Origin of the sequence: Caviibacterium pharyngocola, assembly GCF_002795405.1 — a bacterium.
In the GTDB taxonomy this organism is placed as follows: domain Bacteria; phylum Pseudomonadota; class Gammaproteobacteria; order Enterobacterales; family Pasteurellaceae; genus Caviibacterium; species Caviibacterium pharyngocola.
Map to the genome: position 1 here is coordinate 103,765 of NZ_PHGZ01000003.1, position 17,772 is coordinate 121,536.

Here is a 17,772-nt window from a genome sequence, read left to right on the forward strand (position 1 = left end):
TATTATGAAAGAGAGTAACAATATGAAACAAGTTAGAGTAGGTTTAATCGGAACAGGTTATATTGGTCGTTGTCACGCTATTGCTTATGCACAAGCACCCACTGTTTTCCCATTAGAGGCAGAATTAGTTTTAGAATATTTAGCAGAAATTACGCCAGAATTAGCCGCACAAAAAGCCAAAGAATTCGGTTTCAATCGTTCAACAGGTAACTGGCAAGATGTAGTTTCAGATCCTAATGTGGATGTAGTTGATATTTGTACACCGAACTTTTTACACAAAGAAATTGCTTTAGCTGCCATTGCTAACGGAAAACACGTTTATTCAGAGAAACCGTTAGCTTTGACGGCGACAGATGCGAAAATTATGTATGAAGCAGCAGAAAAAGCTGGTGTTAAGACCCTCGTAGGTTTTAATTACATTAAAAATCCAACCACACAACTTGCTCGTGAAATTATCCAACGTGGCGAAATCGGTGATGTGATCCATTTCTATGGTACGCACAATGAAGACTACCTTGCTTCTGAAAATACACCGAGAGATTGGCACTGTATTCGTGAAAAAGCAGGTTTAGGGGCGTTAGGAGATTTAGCCGCGCATATCGTACAAATGTCGCAATATTTAGTTGGCAGCGATATTGAAAAAGTTATCGGGGATATGGAGACTGTTATCAAAGATCGTCCAAATCCACAAAATTTAAGTGAGCGAGTGCCGGTGGAAAATGAAGACCAAGCCACTGCGATGGTGCGTTTTGCCAATGGCTGTATGGGAACGATTGAAACTTCTCGTATTGCGTGTGGGCGTAAAATGGGCTTGAGTTATGTGATTACCGGTACAAAAGGTACGATTACTTATACTCAAGAACGTATGGCGGAGCTCAAACTTTATATTCACGATGAAGATCCGTCTCGTCAGGGATTCAAAACGATTTTGACTGGACCGCTTCATCCAGATTATAAAAATTTCTGTGTAAGTGCCGGACACGGTATTGGGTTTAACGATCAAAAAACCGTAGAAGTGCGTGATTTAGTCAATGGCTTGGCAAATAATCGTGATATGTATCCGGATTTTGAAGAAGGGTTCAAGGTATCCAGAGTGCTAGACGCTATTGCCCAATCTTGTCAAGAAAAACGCTGGGTAAATGTGCAGGAAGTTGTGTAAATTAGTAAATAATTCCTAGAGGCGGACGATGTGTCCGCCTTTTTAATACTATGATTTTTATTGTTATTTTGTTGCTTTCGGGATGATTTATTCTTGAATAGTCATCGGGATTTTTTCTTACATTTTTTCAAAAATATAATCATTTTTACCGCACTTTTAATGCCAATCTAAAATGTTATCCTCCTCTAATTTTTTTAAAATATTTGCCCTAAAAACTCGATCTTGTTCACAAAATTTTAACTTTAGCATTGCTCGATATTTAGTTTAATGTTAAATATACTTTTAGACAATTTGTTTCAAATTGTTTAATTTTGGAATTTATATTCTTAAAATGGAATATAGTTGTATTTCACCGTGTAGTGATTAACTCAATTTTTTAGGAGTAGCATTATGATGAAGAAAACACTATTAGCGATGTTATGTGGTGGCATTTTATTAACTTCCCAAGCTGTAACAGCAAAAAATTATGTTATCGGTGCGCCGATGAATTCATTTGCAGATAAATGGCAAACTTACCTCCAAGATGCAGTGCGTGATTTTGACGCTAAACATAATGATGTTGAAATCAAATTAGCCGATTCAAACAGCGATCCAAATGTTCAAGTAAACCTCGTGCAAAATTTCATTGACCAAAAAGTAGATGCGTTATTAGTTGTTCCTACCGATCCAACTGTAGTGAAACGTATTGGTGTGATGGCGAAAAAAGCAGGCATTCCTTTGATCGTAGTTAACCGTAAACCAAACGATGAACATATGCAGTATGTAACAAGCTTTGTGGGCTCAGATGAGATTGAAGGTGGTCGTATTCAAGCCAATTACATTATTAATGCTCTCGGTGGTAAACAAGGTGAAGCACTCATTCTTCTTGGTCCTTTAGGTCAAGATGCGGTAACTAAACGTACTCAAGGCAACAAAGAAATCTTTGATCAACATTCCAATATTAAAGTAACCAGTGAACAAGAAGGTAAATGGGAGCGTGACCGTGGTTTAACTATTGCTGAAAACGTGTTGCCTGCAAATAAAGGTATTAACGTTGTTGTGAGTAACAATGATGAAATGGCAATCGGTGCGATGCTTGCAACCAATAAATTGGGTATCAAAGATGAAGACATCATTATTGTTGGTCTTGATGCAACTCCAGACGCGTTGGAACATCTAGGTAAGGGGCTTGATGCGACCGTATTCCAATCAGCTCAAGGTCAAGGTTATACGGGGGCAGAAATGGCTTATTTAGCAGCAAAAGGTGAGAAAGTGCCTAGCGTGAAATGGGTACCATTTGAATTAGTGACACCGGATAAAAAAGAAGAATATAAAGCAAGATATAAATAGTCCTTATGAGTGGGCAATAGTATTTATTGCCCACTATTTAACCTTTGATAATAGATTTCTCAATAGTAGAAAATTCGTAAAAACTAACCGCACTTTCTGCTATTCCAATAAAACCCAATATTGAAACAACAAGAAAATAAACTGATTTTGCGTTGTAAGATAAGGAGTTATAAATGAGTGATATAAGTCGTTCCCCATATATTTTGGAAATGCGTAATGTTTCCAAAACCTTTCCGGGGGTTAAAGCATTAGACGGCATCAATCTTAAAGTTAAACGTGGCACAATTCACGCGTTAATGGGAGAAAACGGTGCTGGTAAATCTACTTTAATGAAAATTCTTTATGGCATATATATTCCAGATGCCGGTGGTGAATTAATTTTAGATGATAAACCTTTTAAGCCAAATGCACCGATAGATGCAATTCGGACAGGTTTGACAATGGTGCCGCAAGAGATTTCGCCGGCAGGCAACTTAACTATCGCAGATAACTTTTATCTTGGACGTGAATTAACGAGCGGTAAATTCTTTTTAAACCAAAAAGAAATGGATCGCAAAGCTACAGAAATTCTCAATGAATTAGGCATTCCAATGGACGTTACAGCAAAAATGTCCGATGTTTCTGTAGCAAAAGCGCAGTTAGTTGCGATTGCAACGGCGGTTTCTAATGATGCGAAAGTGATTATTATGGATGAACCGACCACAGCATTAACAGAGATCGAAGTAGAGCAGCTTTATAAAATTATCGAAACCGTTAAACAACGTGGGATCGCTATTATTTTTATTTCGCATAAATTAGATGAAGTTTTCCGCGTTTCAGATGAAATTACTGTTATTCGTGATGGTCAATATGTAGGTACCAAATTAGCTTCCGAAGTTACCAAAGATGAATTGATTTCTATGATGGTTGGGCGTGATATGTCGGAAATGTTCCAACGTGAACGCATTGAAATTTCTGGCGAAACCGTGCTTGAAATCAAAAATTTCACCCGTGCCGGAAAATATGAAAATGTCAGCTTTTCTGTTCGCAAAGGAGAAATTTTCGGAATCGCTGGACTTGTAGGTGCAGGTCGTTCTGAAATTGTCGAAGGGTTGTTTGGTTATAAACCGGCAGATAGTGGTGAAATCTATATTCACGGTGAAAAGGCTAATATTAAAAATCCGTTAGATGCAATGAAATATAAAATCGGTTTTGTAACAGAAGACCGTAAATTAACAGGTTTGTTCTTAAATTTAAGTATTACCGACAATATGATTATGCCGAAAATGTCGCCTTATCTTGAGAATTTCTTGGTATCGGTAACAAAAGCGCAAAAATCAGCAAACGACCAAAAAGATAAACTTAAAATTAAAGCGCCTAATGTAGAAGTCATTACGAATAATCTTTCTGGCGGCAATCAGCAGAAAGTGTTATTAGCGCGCTGGTTATTGCTCGAACCTGATATTTTGATTTTGGATGAGCCGACTAAAGGTATTGACGTGGGGGCGAAAGCCGAACTGTATAAATTAATGGTGGAGTTAGCCAAACAAGGTAAAACTATCATTATGATTACATCAGATATGCTAGAACTTTTGTCAATGAGTGATCGAGTGATGGTAATGCACGAAGGTCATATCGCCGGCATTATTCCACAAAATGAATTAAGTCAAGAACGTGTACTTGAGCTTGCATCTGGTCTAGGTCAAGCATAACAAGATTTCTCTTAGAATAACAAATTGAGGTATTAATTATGTCTAGTGCAACTCTCAAAAAAATATTAAATGCTTATGGAATGGTCTTTATTTTAATTGCATTATTTTTAGCATTATCTGTGTCCATTGATGGATTCTTTTCCGCTCGTACTGTGTGGAGTATCATTGAACAGGTTTCTATGTTCGGGATTATTGCTATTGGTGTTACTTTTGCGATTATTACAACCGGTATTGATTTATCATCCGGTTCAATGGTAGCAATGACATCGGTTGTTGCTGCTTCTATTGTAACAGGTGGAGATGCAGCTAGTTCAGCTTTATTAGCCTTTGCAATTTCTATTGCTCTAGGTGCATTAATGGGCGCTGTAAATGGTGGTTTAACAGCTTATGGCGCGATTCCGCCTTTTATTGCGACGCTAGGAATGATGATTATTGCTCGTGGTGGTGCGCAGCTTTATTCTTCTGGTCGTCCGATTGATGCTTCTTCCGAAGCCTTTACTTGGATTTCTGATGTAGATTTCTTTGGTTTACCGGGTTTGGTACTTGTTTATATTCTTATCGTTATCGGTTCACATATCTTGTTAAGTCGTTCTACTTTCGGCCGTCACGTTTATGCCGTGGGTGGTAACCTAAATGCAGCTAAAATTTGTGGTATCAACACAACCAAAACCTTAATTTGGGTATATGTATTCGCTGGTGCATTATCCGGTCTTGTCGGTGCATTACTTGCTGCTCGTACCTACGCAGGTAATCCATCTTATGGTTTAGCTTGGGAGTTAGATGCAATCGCCGCAGCGGTTATTGGTGGCGTATCATTAAGCGGTGGTATTGGTACGATTCCAATGTGTGTTATCGGCGCATTGATTATTGGTACAACCAATAAAGGCTTAAATATGTTGGGGGTTGACCCATACTGGCAACAAATTATTAAAGGTTTGATTATTGTTGTAGCTGTATTAATTGATACCTTAAAACGTCGTAAAAAAGCGGCTTAGTTGGTTGTGGTTATTTGATCGTTGTGTTCTGACAGCTGACAAATATCGCTTTGTTAGCTGTCTAGATCATTCAACCAAATAAATTATAACTAAAATAGATTTAGCTCGGCTCATTGCAACATAAGAAAGATTTTTGTTACTCAGTAAGTTTTTTCCTTTATGAATAAAAATAATCACATCATTTTCTAATCCTTTAAAATTAGTTGCTGTAGCAAAAGAAATATAAGATATAGGGAAAGATTGAATTGAAAAATCATCAAGAGCTTGTACTGAATGAGGCAAATAAGCTTTAATATCCCAAGCTAACTGTTCATCAGTCAGAATGGTGATTTGATAGTCATTTATACCTTCTTGTTGAAATTGAGTAATTTGATTTTGCAAAACATTTTCCAAGAGAAGTAATTGCACATTTTTAATTTCAATAATATCAATTCCCGCACCTGCACCTTTTACTCCCATATCTGCATTAGTTTCTTTTTTTATTTTATGCAAAATAATTTCTGTATTACGGCAATTATGTTTTAATACTAAACTTGTCGGAGCGAGTGATTTTAAATAGTCATAAGCTTCAGGTTCAAATTGGTTGAAAAACCGCTTTGATTATTGATATCTAAAAAACAAGCCCATTTCCCTTGTTCTAGGCCTTGATTTACAGAGGAATGTAATTTCTCTAAATATTCAAAGCGTAATAAATCTTGTGCTTCATCAATAATTAAGGCATCAAAATGGTTCAGTCCAGCTCGATTTAAACTTTGTTTCAAGCCAAGTGCGGTAGAATAATACACATTTTTTATCCTGTTATGATGTTGTAGATAATTTTTTAGCCAACTTGAATGGCAAATAACACCAACTTGCAATCCTTGAGTTGCCCAAATTTTAGCTAATTCTATCGCTAAAAAAGTCTTACCGGTTCCTGCTCCGCCTTCGCATAAAATTCGTTGATTATTTTCAACTGCATCAATAATACGTATTTGATCTTCTGTGAGAGAATGAATTTCATCTAATGCTTGCTCATTACGGTAACATAATGGTATGACACTTTCGAAATTTGGACGTAAATAAGCTGCTATTTTTCTTATTTGCTCAGAATTAAGATATTTATTTTGTTGATTACGTTGTCGGTAATAGCTAAATAAATGTTTTAACCAAATTTCCAGATGACGATATTGCCCGTTATCACAAAGTTGTGCACGATCCCATTCTGCTCCGCTGACATTTAATTGACAATCAGGCAAAATCACACCATAGCCAATAGCAATATTTCGCATAAAATCTGGTGAAAATTGAGTGCATAATTTTCCCATAATACCGTAAAGCGCAGTTTCAGCTTGTTTAAAAGGACTTTCCGGTTTACTATTATATTCACCCCAACGGTTAGTAAAAAACCATTTTCCCTCCTGACACTGGATACGCCCACCTTTAATTTCTAAAACATATAAACCCAAGGGACATAAAATCAAAAAATCAATTTCACCAGCCCGTTTATAATTATGCAGAGTTAAATTTAGAGAATGAAAGGCATAATAATCCTGTTCATTAAATAACGGGCGTAACTGTTCAAATATTCTTTTTTCCGCTTGGCTATTTGTAGAATAAGGAATATTAGGAATCATTTTCATATTGAGTTACTCAAATTTTTTGCGAATTTCCATTTCTAGTTTTTCATCGATAACAATATTCTTGAGTTCTTGTAAGAAGATTTGTCTATCAAATTTTTCTTCAATACATTGTTCAATATTGATATTTTTTAGATGAAGTCTGCCATCTTTTATCTCTCCATCTTTTAGTAATTTATTTAAATTAACAATGGTGTCAAGTGAAATATTACTATGATTATATTGTTTAACAATGGATAATAAATACTTTTCCTGAGCTGTTGTCCATTCTTTTGATAATAAAGAAAGTAAGGTTTTTGGTAACTTAATAAAATTATTGCTTATATTCAAAGCACTTAAATACTCAGTTAATTTTAATGTAAATATTCTTGGTTTATAGTTTCTATCTAATTCAAAAAATGGCTGGCTTGCAGCAAAAAATATCGCTGCATAAATAATTGTTTCTGGTTTTAAATTATGTTTTGCCGCTTCACTTAAAATCCCTTTTAAATTATCTTTGGCAAAGAAAATAACAAGGGAAGCACTTAAAGCATTTGGATATTTTTCCAAACGTTGTTCAAAAGAAAGTTCTTGGCTTTCAATCGTTTTTAATAACCCATCTTTAAAATGTTGAACATTTTCTTGAAGTACTAAATTCTGCAAACAAGTTAAGATCTCGGCTTTAGCATCTGTATATTCATTAAAAATTAATGAATGTAGCACTTCATTCAATAAATGTACTGAGGGATCGGATTTTTGTTCATTATGATGAAAACACTGATAAAGTGAAAATTTTGCTGGGTTATCGGCGTCTAGTGTGTCTAGCAACTTATTAGCAAAATCATATTGATTACCTAATTGATATAATACAGCTAAAAGGCTACCGATACGGCTAAGAGAAATTAATTTGAATTTTTCGCTGTGTTCCGTATCAAAGTGCGGTAGATTTTGTTGTAATTTTTCTAAATCTGTTTCTGTTTTTTGTCGATATGTAGTATTAGCAATTTTTTTTGTTTCAAAATAGTTTAGTGGAATATTAGCGAAATCTAAGGCATTATCTTGTAATGCTTTATCATCTTGTTTCTTATTCAACACTTTAATTTCTTTAATAAGAGAAATAGGTAGTGCTTTTGAGAATAACAAACATTCTACACCTGAAAAATCTTTTGCTGGTAAAGAAAAATCAATCCATTCACCATTTTTAAAGGCTTTTGCTTTTGTGTTAATTTCATTAATATTCAACATCAAAAAGCAAGTAGTATATTTTCTTTTTCTCTTTCCATTTCTTTTCTGATTCTCCTCTTCAATATAGTTCTCAATTTTTTCTAGTGATAGATTATCTGGATATAAAACAATATTACCATCGAATATTTCTGTTAAGTCAAAATGTGGATCAATACCGTACATTTTTAGATTTTGAATAAAGCCTGCCGCTAGCATATAGCCAAAGTTATAATGATTGGTAATGAAATACCAATTTTTGATTTGATTTTTATTTGGGTTGAGATCTTTTATTTGTAGGTTATCAAATAAATCATTTTGATTGTTCATATTTTCTCTCCAAAATTTCAGTATTTGGTAAAATATTTTCAATATTGCTTTCTACATTGGCCTGTCTTAAGAATATAATTCTGTTTTTAGCTCTGGTAGTAACAACATAGAGTAGCTTTTGTTTTTGAATAACATCCGTTTCATTTTCTAGGCTTAATGGTATTTGATCAATATCGGCAACAAATACATAATCAAATTCTAATCCCTTACAGGATTTATCATTAATCACCATTATGCCGCCTAAATCAAAGCGAATTTCTTGATCTTTTTCTTTACTTTGATTACTTTCATAAGTTATCACTCTAATATCGAGTTGCCGTTCTAAATTAACGCTGGTTAAGTGGTTATAGTATTTTTGTCGAATTTTATTATTTGGACAAATTACGCCGATTAATTTGGAACGATCATTAGTTGCTAAGTTTAAAATCCACTGTATTACACGATCAAAATTATCATAATTCCAATAGCCTGAACGTTCAAAACTCTCTTTCTTTTCTGGTAAGTCGGGCTTTGCTGTAGCCTTATCAATGTAAAATTCTTGCGCAATTCGAGCGACGTCATATTGATTGCGATAATTCTTTTTGAGCTCATAAATATTATCTTCATCAATAGCTAAATTATCGCAGATATCAATTAATGAACTATTTTTTGTTGCTTGTAGTTGTTGATTTTGATCGGCAACAACATAAATATTTTCGAATCCTATGGACAATAATGTGTAATAAAATTCAGGCGGCATATCTTGCCCTTCATCAATAATTAAATAGGGCTTAGGTTGTTGTTCGAATTTAGCAAAATTCTCTTCGATCTGTTTTTCGATATGATTCCAATCCCAGTCAAAACTTTTTCCGCCTGATTGTATTTGAATGGGTTCATTTAATGTATTTTTATAAAAATTCCAGAACCAAGATTGCCATTGGGCACATTTGAGTGGCGAACTCAAGAGAGAATTACTTAGTTGGAGGCTACTTTGGATTAAGGTTCGATTATAAGCCAAAAATAAGTAGTCAATTCCTTCTCTGTCCAATTTGATCGCTCGCAATAGGGCAAGAATAGATTTTCCGGTTCCCGGACCACCTTTTATTAAATAACAGCCTTCAAGATCTACATCTCTGGCTTCTAATTGATCTCGATTCAATCTTGTCGGTAATTCATAAGAACGTTGTATTTCAGATACTGACATTGTAATTATTCCTTATCAATAAAAGATAAAATAGAGGGAAATTGGCCATTGCCGCAAATAAAAATTCGGTCTAATAATATATTGCCATAACCGCAGCTAGTTTCTGGTAATAATTCACAAGAATGACATGCTGCACGATTAAGACGATGTGGTCCCTGACCTTCATTTTCAGCGCAAATTGGGTCTAATGAACACCAATCCGCACTTTCTAAAGCATCCGTTAATAATCCCAATAAGTATTTTGGTTGCGCCAGTTCAGCTAAACCACCTAATGTACCGGCAATATCTACCACGGTGGTATAAATTAAAATGCCAGACATAGGATTCTCGGGCAAGGTGGAACAATAAATCCGCTCTCTTAATGAAGCAGCGGAATAACCGGATTTTTTCTCGAGAGATTTAATAAGTTTGTGCGCTAAGGCGTGTAACAGCATAAATCTTGGTGTAACTATTAGCGCTGGATTATCAAACCCATTCGTATTTAATTCTGCTTTTTCAAAACGTTGTTTGCATTTTAAAGTGCGGTCAATAATTGCTTGATTCTTTTCCCAACGTTGCAATACTTCCGGATTTATTTGAAGGAAAATTCCTTCCCCATATAGTTCTAATGCAGGCAACCAATCACAGGAGTGATCTAAATCTACTGGAATAATAGCGGCCTCTTCATTTAATGGACGCTGGAAACCGGTTAATATCCAAATTTCTCTCAAACGTTGTGCAGCAACAACCTGACTAACTAAGCGGCTAGCTTTATATGCCGTAGAATTGGGGGATAACGTCTTTGCATTATCTTGCCACTGCTGAGTTAAATGTTGAGTAACAAAATCTTCATCCTCGGCTAAATTTGTGATTGGGGTTAAAAAAGCTTGGTATTCTTTTTCAAATAATTGCCCTTCCGTTATATTATCAGCAAGCTGGTTATCTTGATTTAATTGCTTAAGAGCTTGTTCGATTTGTTCTGGGTGGCAATTAAATTGTTTATTCGCAGCCAAGCGAATAACCTGCTCGCGCAATTTTGGCGTTCGGGCTTGGGTGATTTTATTGAGTAATGCCTCGTTGTTAGAAAGTAATTCTAATATGGGATCTCGTTTAATCCTTGATTCTGGTGGAATCACTAATGCTCGTTTAGAAATAGGTGAATGTAAGCGAATATCATTTATTTCTATTAATTCAGCTTGCGGAAATTGATTGTTATTTTTAGGTGCATTTTCATTTGCCCAAGGTTGGATCTTAGTCCTAAATTCAAGTCCATTTTTATTGTTTGACTTGAATTGTGCGATCGAATAATCAGCTTTTGCGTGGCAAATAGAACAACCTATCTCAAATCGGGATTTATCGGACTGCTTTAACGTCAAATAAGCTTGATTCAAGCGTAGACCACATTGTTTTTGTTCAGGAGATTGAGCTTTCCAATGGGCTAATTCGTGCCAGTTAACGTCATTCATATAGCCATCTGGTGTTGCTTGGATGAGGCTGACTTGCTGTAAAGCTCCTCCGCAAGATAAACAACGTATCTCGTTGAACCGGCATTCTGTTTTATTTCTCCAAGGAGCGTAGTGTAGTTTACGACAATGATTATTTGAACAAAGCATCCAACGAGGAAAAATAGTAGCAGGGATCTTTACTGTATCGTCATATGTGGGTGTATATAATTGTTTATCAATTCCCAATACGGCTTTAACTTGCGACACATATTGAATCAGATCGCCTTTTCCCCAATAACGAATATCTTTAATTGTAAATAAGCAATTTGGTCCTCGTACTACCGCACCAACTGAGGCGTGACTCAATAAATGAGATAAGCGGATAGATACATTGTAATCTTTATTTTTTAGCTTTTCTGTCATAGTAAGTCAATCTCTCCGGAATGTTCTACATTACGCATAGAATTCAAAATTGCCCAATATCCTTTTTCCGGACTTTCTAAAGTAGTTAACAGGTTTTTTTGCCCTTGTTCTGAATGATGATAGACGAGCTTTTGATAAATACAGCTATTTTGACAATTTTGAATCAATGCATCCCATTCTTTTGCGAGTTTTTGAATATGCTGAGTAATTTCTGATTTTCGTTCTGGATCGGCTAAGCCGCAACGTTGTACAAATTGTCTTAATGCATTAGCTATATCTTCATCTACGGAAGAAAATTGTTCTGCGCCTGAATTATTTAATAGATTCGGAATACTGTGACGCATTACCATCACCAATGCCGCCGCTAAGGCACGCTTTCTTGCTTGATAAGTAAAGGGTGTTACGCTAGTTGGTTCGACAAAGCGATAAAAACCATCGTGATAAGCCTGAAAATTTTCATAATGAGACAAACTTCGGGCTTGATCTCGATAATAATTAACAAAGACTACACCGGGCACGGTAGATCGTCCAACACGGCTGCTTGCTTGGATGTATTCTGCAGTGGTAAGTGGCTGACCGTTAATTATCATTAATGCTAAGCGACTGACATCTAACCCTACAGAAATCATATTGGTTGCTAAAAGCACATCAATGCATTCCTTAGGTTTCATCCAATTTAATTCCAGTTTAGCAAATATTTCCGTATTATCTGCTGCCGACAACAAGCTGGTTAATTGCTTAATATTGGGATGTTGGCGATCAATCGGTTCGATATAATTTTCTTTTTCGTTGTCACCGGTGGTCTCTTGTTCATATAGGCGTTGATAAGTTTTTGATATATCTACATTAAATGCATTATGGGATACTCCGATACCTTTTAAACTGCCGTGATAGATGACTTGTGTCCACCAAGCATCAATTAGTTCTTCACGTTGTTCTAAGTGATTAAATAACGCAGAAGGTGCCCTTAATAATGCTGTGGCTAAAGGCGCTAATGAATCGCGTCGGCTTAAGTGCGGCGCAAAATAACCAATATAACAACGTCCCGGTTTCTTCGATAACGGCACTGTTTTGGCAAAATAAGCATCTTCTGCATTAATGCCTTGCGATGGAAAAATGCTCACTTCTCTTGCATATAACTTTTTTACTTGCTCATCTGCCATTCTAATTGTGGCAGTGGAAGCAACATATTTTGGATAAATGCCTTTAATACGTAAAATGGTATCAAGCGCCGCTTCATAGACACCAGAAACCGAACCGAGTGCACCGGCAATTAGGTGTAGTTCATCTTGAATAATCAACTCAGGTGGGCGATTTGTGCCTTTTCCTAAAAAACTTGTGGCTCGCTCCTCCCAAGGAAAGCGCGCAAATTTATCTAAGGTTGCGACTAAAAATGTTGGAGGCGTTTCATACAATCCTTCATCAACCACTTGGCAAGGTAATGCTTGTTCAGATTGTCCAAAGTGGCAATGGGGAGAATAGCAATGAAAATGAAATTCTCCTTTTTTAGTCAAGGTATTATATTTAGCGCGAAAATTCTGGTCTGAAAAAGGTGTTTTGCACCAAGGACATTCTTGTAACACAAAGGCATTTTGTTTTTGAGTTGAGCCTTGTTTAATCTCTCTAACAATATCATTTGCTTCACTGAATAGATTTGGTGTACTCGCTTGTCCTACCCAAAGCCCAATAGTAATTGGTTTGTCACCAAGTAAACTGGTATTTTCTTGACGTAAAATTTCTAATGCACAAATTAAGCGAGTGGCACGGAGAAATTGTTGGGCGGTTAACAAACGTAAAGTATAACGCATTAAAACCGCTGTTCCATCACTTGAATTTGGATAAGTCAATCGACGGAATAAAATTACGAAGGCGGCTAGCCCTAAATAGGCTTCCGTTTTTCCGCCACCGGTCGGGAACCAAATTAAATCAAACATATCACGAAAATCATCTTCTTGATTAACGGATGAGGAAAGGGTGGTTAAGATAAATGCTAGTTGGAAAGGACGCCAGTTAAATTGAGAAAGTGCGGTATTTTTTTTATTATTTTTTGCTGATTGTAACATTTGATTTAACATCGCTTGATTAGTCAGAGAAAAAGCGATTGCGGCATTTTCATTATTAGCAAGTAATTGAATCCCACTTTTCATTCTATACAACGCTATTTCCATACGTTGTATAATACGCTGCCCAGCAACAGACATTTCTCCTAATTCAGATAGTTGGGACTTTTGTGTCGTAATCCATTTCGCATAGTCTTCAACAAATTGATATAACGCCTGAATAGTTTGAGATTTATTTTGTTTAAATTGGGAAAGAAAATGTAAATTAAGTACGGAAGACTGATTAACAGTATCTGCAGTGACTTGCGGTACTTCAACCACAGGCATAAAATCCGCATAAATTGCCGTTACTTTACCATTCTCACTTTGCCATTTAGCCGAAACACCGTGTCCGATTGCATAAACCTTTTTATGGCGATATTGTAAAGCTAACTCTTGTTCTTCCTCACTCAATGTGCTGTATTCTGCAGTCGGATAATCGGCGACGTCACCTTGTCGCACAAAACAATGTAGTTGAACGCCAAATAAAGATTTTATTGTTCGTTCGTATAACCAATCTTTTGCTTGTTGGTTTGTATTTTCACTATCAGATTGTTGAAGATCTTGGGTATTGAATAAGGATACGGTAACAATGGTACCGGATAAATAGCGGCGGGTTTTTATATCAATCGTAGCTTTGCCGTTAAAAATTTTCTTCCGTTTGGCGGAACGAGCGGTAAAGCTTTCTTCATCACCACCAATAAAGTTTTCCTCAAAAGTGAGTGTTCTACCATTTTGCTGAGAATAGATTCTTGCAGAAAACCAGAGTTCAATCTCCCAATCTAGCGTTGGGATAAAAAAGGAAAAACCGATAGAAGAGGACGGTGTAAAGCGGAGTTTAAAGCGATTTTCAATATCTGAATATTTTCTTTCATCATCCGCGCTTTCTTCATCAACATTCTCACATTCATTATGAGAGGAATCTAACGGAAATAAAATACCCGACGCAAAAAGGCTAAAAGGTGAAATTGAAAATTCTTTTTCTGTATAAGGTTTTTTAACAGAATGAGGTAACCATTCTGTACCAATAATCTGTTTTCTTACCCAAGTTAAAAAATCGTACCTTGCCTGATTATAATTAATGTCGCCCATAAGCTTTTACTATCTTCATTCAATGTTTTCGATGGATTTATTATAGCTTAAATTTGACAAAATGGAGCAATACAGGAGAGAAAATAGCGAGTCTAATACTACAGTTTACAGATTGTTATAAATTCGTTTTAAGCAATCATTTTTAATGCTATTGCTATTTTTGAAACGCTTGGTTTTTTGTAAGTTCAAACATCTTCTATTGATTTGTTGAAAAATTTGATCTCTCCCACAAAAATGAAATTTATTTTTCATTTTTATTTTATTTGAAATAAATTTGTGATTATATAGTTACAAATTTCAATGAGCCTTTTTAGGAGATGAAGATGAAAACAGTAAGATTAACCGTAGCACAGGCGTTAGTACGATTCCTTGATAATCAATATGTGGAATTTGACGGTAAAGTCACAAAATTTGTTGAAGGAATTTTCGGAATTTTTGGTCACGGAAATGTGTTAGGGCTGGGACAAGCTTTGGAGCAAGACAGTGGTGAATTAATTGTTCGTCAAGGTCGCAATGAGCAAGGTATGGCGCACGTCGCAATGGGATTTGCAAAACAAAAATTACGTAAACAAATTTATGCTTGTACATCTTCAGTAGGACCGGGGGCTGCGAATATGATTACTGCGGCCGCAACGGCGACAGCAAACCGCATTCCGCTGTTATTATTACCGGGCGATGTATTTGCTACTCGCCAACCGGATCCCGTATTACAACAAATTGAACAATCTTATGATTTAAGTATCAGCACCAATGATGCATTTCGTGCTGTGAGCAAATATTGGGATCGTGTGAGTCGCCCAGAACAATTAATGACTGCTTGTATTAATGCAATGCGAGTGCTGACTGATCCGGCTGAAACGGGGGCGGTAACTATTGCTCTGCCACAAGATGTCCAAGTAGAAGCCTATGATTTCCCAGAACATTTCTTACAAAAACGTATTCATCGTATTGAGCGTCCGTTACCGACCGAACCGATGTTGCGTGATGCTGTCACGTTAATTCAAAATGCGAAAAAACCGTTGATTATTTGTGGTGGTGGGGTGCGTTATTCTGAAGCAGCGGAACAACTCAAAGCTTTTGCGGAAATTTACAAGATTCCATTCGCAGAAACCCAAGCCGGAAAAAGTGCGGTGGTTTCTGAGCATTATTTGAATGTAGGCGGTGTAGGCGTAACCGGTGGATTAGCAGCAAATTTATTAGCACCTGAAGCTGATTTAATTATTGGTATCGGCACAAGATATACAGACTTTACCACAGGATCAAAATGGATTTTCCAAAATCCTGACGTGAAATATTTAAATATCAACGTAGCTCGTTTTGACGCTTATAAACTAGATGGTGTACAAATCACAGCGGATGCTAAAGAAACTTTAGAAAAATTGACCGCACTTTTAGCCTCAACAGGCTATCAAGCTCAATGGGGAGAGAAAGTTGCGCAGGCAAAACAAGCCTATGCGGAAGAACTAGCTCGTGTCCGCAGCGTAGCTTACACCGGCAAAGATTTTGTGCCTGAAATTGATGACCGTTTAAACCGTGGCGAAGTCTATGCAGAATTTATGGAACTCACCAAATCCAATCTTGCACAAACTCGCGTACTCGGCATCTTAAATGAAACCTTGGGTGAAAATGATGTGATTGTGGGAGCGGCGGGTAGTCTTCCGGGAGATTTACAACGCATTTGGCAATCTAAAGGGGAAAATACTTATCATCTTGAATATGGCTATTCCTGTATGGGTTATGAAGTTAATGCTGCTCTTGGAGTAAAAATTGCTGAGCCGCACCGTGAGGTCTATACCTTATTAGGCGATGGTTCTTATATGATGTTGCATTCAGAACTTGTAACTTCAATTCAAGAAAATAAAAAAATCAACGTTGTACTGTTTGATAATATGACCAATGGTTGTATCAACAATCTGCAAATCGGTCACGGTATGGATAGTTTTGCTACAGAATTCCGTTTTAGAAATGTACACACCAATAAATTAGATGGCGGTTTTGTACCGGTAGATTTCGCGATGAATGCAGCTTCTTATGGTTGTAAAACTTATCGTGTCACTAACGAAGAAGAATTGCGTGCCGCCCTTGCTGATGCGAAAAAACAAAGCGTTTCTACACTCATTGATGTGAAAGTTTTACCAAAAACTATGGCAAAAGGCTATGACAGCTGGTGGCACGTTGGTGTGGCGGAAGTTTCCAACAAAGTAGAAATCAAAGAAGCTTATATAAGTGCGGTGGAGCATATTGATGCAGCAAGACGTTATTAATTAGATACGCTCAAAGAGCGTATCAATCAAAATCCAAATTTATTCATTCTTTTTAAGAAGGACGACAATATGAAAGCTGAAAACGTAAAATTGGGTATTGCACCTATCGGTTGGACAAACGATGATTTGCCTGAAATCGGTAAAGAAAATACCTTTGAACAATGTGTGAGCGAAATGGCATTAGCCGGCTTCACAGGAAGTGAAGTGGGCAGCAAATATCCGCGCGATTTAGAAGTATTAAAACGCAAATTAGATTTGCGTGGTATCCAAATTTGTAACGCTTGGTTCAGCACATTCTTTGTAGATGGTAAAAAAGAAGAAACCATCAAAGGCTTTATTGAACACCGTGATTTCTTGCACGCGATGGGCGCAAAAGTCATCGGTTGTTCTGAACAAAGCCGTAGTATTCAAGGTCAGGAAAAAGCAATTTTCAAAGAAAAAACCGTCTTCACTGAAGCGGAATGGCAATTACTGGCAGAAGGCTATAATGAATTAGCGAAGTTAGCGGCTGAAAAAGGTATGAAAGTTTGTCTTCACCACCATATGGGAACCGGTATCCAAACTCCGGCGGAAATTGATAAATATATGGAAATCACCAATGATGACGTGTATTTATTATTCGACTCAGGTCACTTGTACTATTCCGAAGGTTCACAACAAGTGATGTTGGATGTATTGGAAAAATACATTGATCGTGTTGTTCACGTTCACTTAAAAGACGTGCGTGATGAAGTGGTTGCGGAAGTGAAAGCTAATGATTTAAGCTTCTTGGAAGGTGTGGTAAAAGGCACATTCACCGTACCGGGCGACGGTGTAATTGATTTCAAACCAATTTTTGAAATCTTAGACAAACACAACTACAAAGGTTGGATGGTTGTAGAAGCAGAACAGGATCCGGCGATTGCAAACCCATTAGAATATGCAATCAAAGGTCGTAAATATATTCGTGAAGTAGCAGGAGTTTAAT

The 17,772-nt window shown here is 36.6% G+C and carries 12 protein-coding genes; 6 read left to right on the forward strand and 6 right to left on the reverse strand.

The genetic code is table 11. The annotated features are described in order from the left end of the window. Positions 1-22: 22 nt before the first annotated feature. The 4 genes from CVP04_RS00945 (at position 23) to CVP04_RS00960 (ending at position 5,174) form a co-directional block, all read left to right on the forward strand. Positions 23-1,159, forward strand: a complete 1,137-nt coding sequence (locus CVP04_RS00945) for a Gfo/Idh/MocA family protein (protein ID WP_100295647.1) — start codon at positions 23-25, stop codon at positions 1,157-1,159. A gap of 393 nt (positions 1,160-1,552) precedes the next feature. After that, complete coding sequence (locus CVP04_RS00950) at positions 1,553-2,488, forward strand: substrate-binding domain-containing protein (protein WP_100295719.1); 936 nt, start codon at positions 1,553-1,555, stop codon at positions 2,486-2,488. Between the two features lie 173 nt (positions 2,489-2,661). Further along, entirely contained in the window at positions 2,662-4,179 is a 1,518-nt protein-coding gene (locus tag CVP04_RS00955; RefSeq protein ID WP_100295648.1) for a sugar ABC transporter ATP-binding protein, read from the forward strand. Positions 4,180-4,217: 38 nt separating this feature from the next. Then, positions 4,218-5,174, forward strand: a complete 957-nt coding sequence (locus tag CVP04_RS00960; RefSeq protein ID WP_100295649.1) for an ABC transporter permease — start codon at positions 4,218-4,220, stop codon at positions 5,172-5,174. A 66-nt stretch (positions 5,175-5,240) separates the two neighbouring features. Here CVP04_RS00960 and CVP04_RS00965 read toward each other — a convergent pair whose 3' ends face one another. From CVP04_RS00965 to CVP04_RS00990, 6 genes are read right to left on the reverse strand one after another with little or no spacing between them, the layout of a single operon-like run. Continuing rightward, positions 5,241-5,666, reverse strand: coding sequence for a hypothetical protein (locus CVP04_RS00965; RefSeq protein ID WP_100295650.1), 426 nt, complete (start codon positions 5,664-5,666; stop codon positions 5,241-5,243). Between the two features lie 59 nt (positions 5,667-5,725). Continuing rightward, positions 5,726-6,793: a nuclease-related domain-containing DEAD/DEAH box helicase gene (locus CVP04_RS00970; RefSeq protein ID WP_100295651.1), complete on the reverse strand. Its 1,068-nt coding sequence runs from the start codon at positions 6,791-6,793 to the stop codon at positions 5,726-5,728. Between the two features lie 6 nt (positions 6,794-6,799). After that, the gene (locus CVP04_RS00975; RefSeq protein WP_100295652.1) at positions 6,800-8,320 is read right to left on the reverse strand and encodes a hypothetical protein; all 1,521 of its coding nucleotides are present in this window, start codon (positions 8,318-8,320) and stop codon (positions 6,800-6,802) included. Then, positions 8,304-9,503: a 3'-5' exonuclease gene (locus tag CVP04_RS00980; RefSeq protein WP_100295653.1), complete on the reverse strand. Its 1,200-nt coding sequence runs from the start codon at positions 9,501-9,503 to the stop codon at positions 8,304-8,306. Before CVP04_RS00980 ends, CVP04_RS00975 begins: the two co-directional genes overlap by 17 nt. A gap of 5 nt (positions 9,504-9,508) precedes the next feature. After that, complete coding sequence (drmB, locus tag CVP04_RS00985; RefSeq protein WP_100295654.1) at positions 9,509-11,350, reverse strand: DUF1998 domain-containing protein; 1,842 nt, start codon at positions 11,348-11,350, stop codon at positions 9,509-9,511. Continuing rightward, positions 11,347-14,541, reverse strand: a complete 3,195-nt coding sequence (locus tag CVP04_RS00990) for a helicase-related protein (RefSeq protein ID WP_207761600.1) — start codon at positions 14,539-14,541, stop codon at positions 11,347-11,349. The genes drmB and CVP04_RS00990 overlap by 4 nt, the downstream gene beginning before the upstream one ends. A gap of 323 nt (positions 14,542-14,864) precedes the next feature. On the opposite strand from CVP04_RS00990, the gene iolD reads away from it, so the two are divergent. Together iolD and iolE are read left to right on the forward strand one after the other, a co-directional pair. After that, the gene (gene iolD, locus CVP04_RS00995; protein WP_100295655.1) at positions 14,865-16,805 is read left to right on the forward strand and encodes a 3D-(3,5/4)-trihydroxycyclohexane-1,2-dione acylhydrolase (decyclizing); all 1,941 of its coding nucleotides are present in this window, start codon (positions 14,865-14,867) and stop codon (positions 16,803-16,805) included. A 69-nt stretch (positions 16,806-16,874) separates the two neighbouring features. Further along, positions 16,875-17,771 carry a myo-inosose-2 dehydratase gene (gene iolE / locus CVP04_RS01000; protein ID WP_100295656.1) on the forward strand — a complete coding sequence of 299 codons (897 nt, stop codon included), beginning with the start codon at positions 16,875-16,877 and terminating at the stop codon, positions 17,769-17,771. Position 17,772 lies beyond the last annotated feature (1 nt).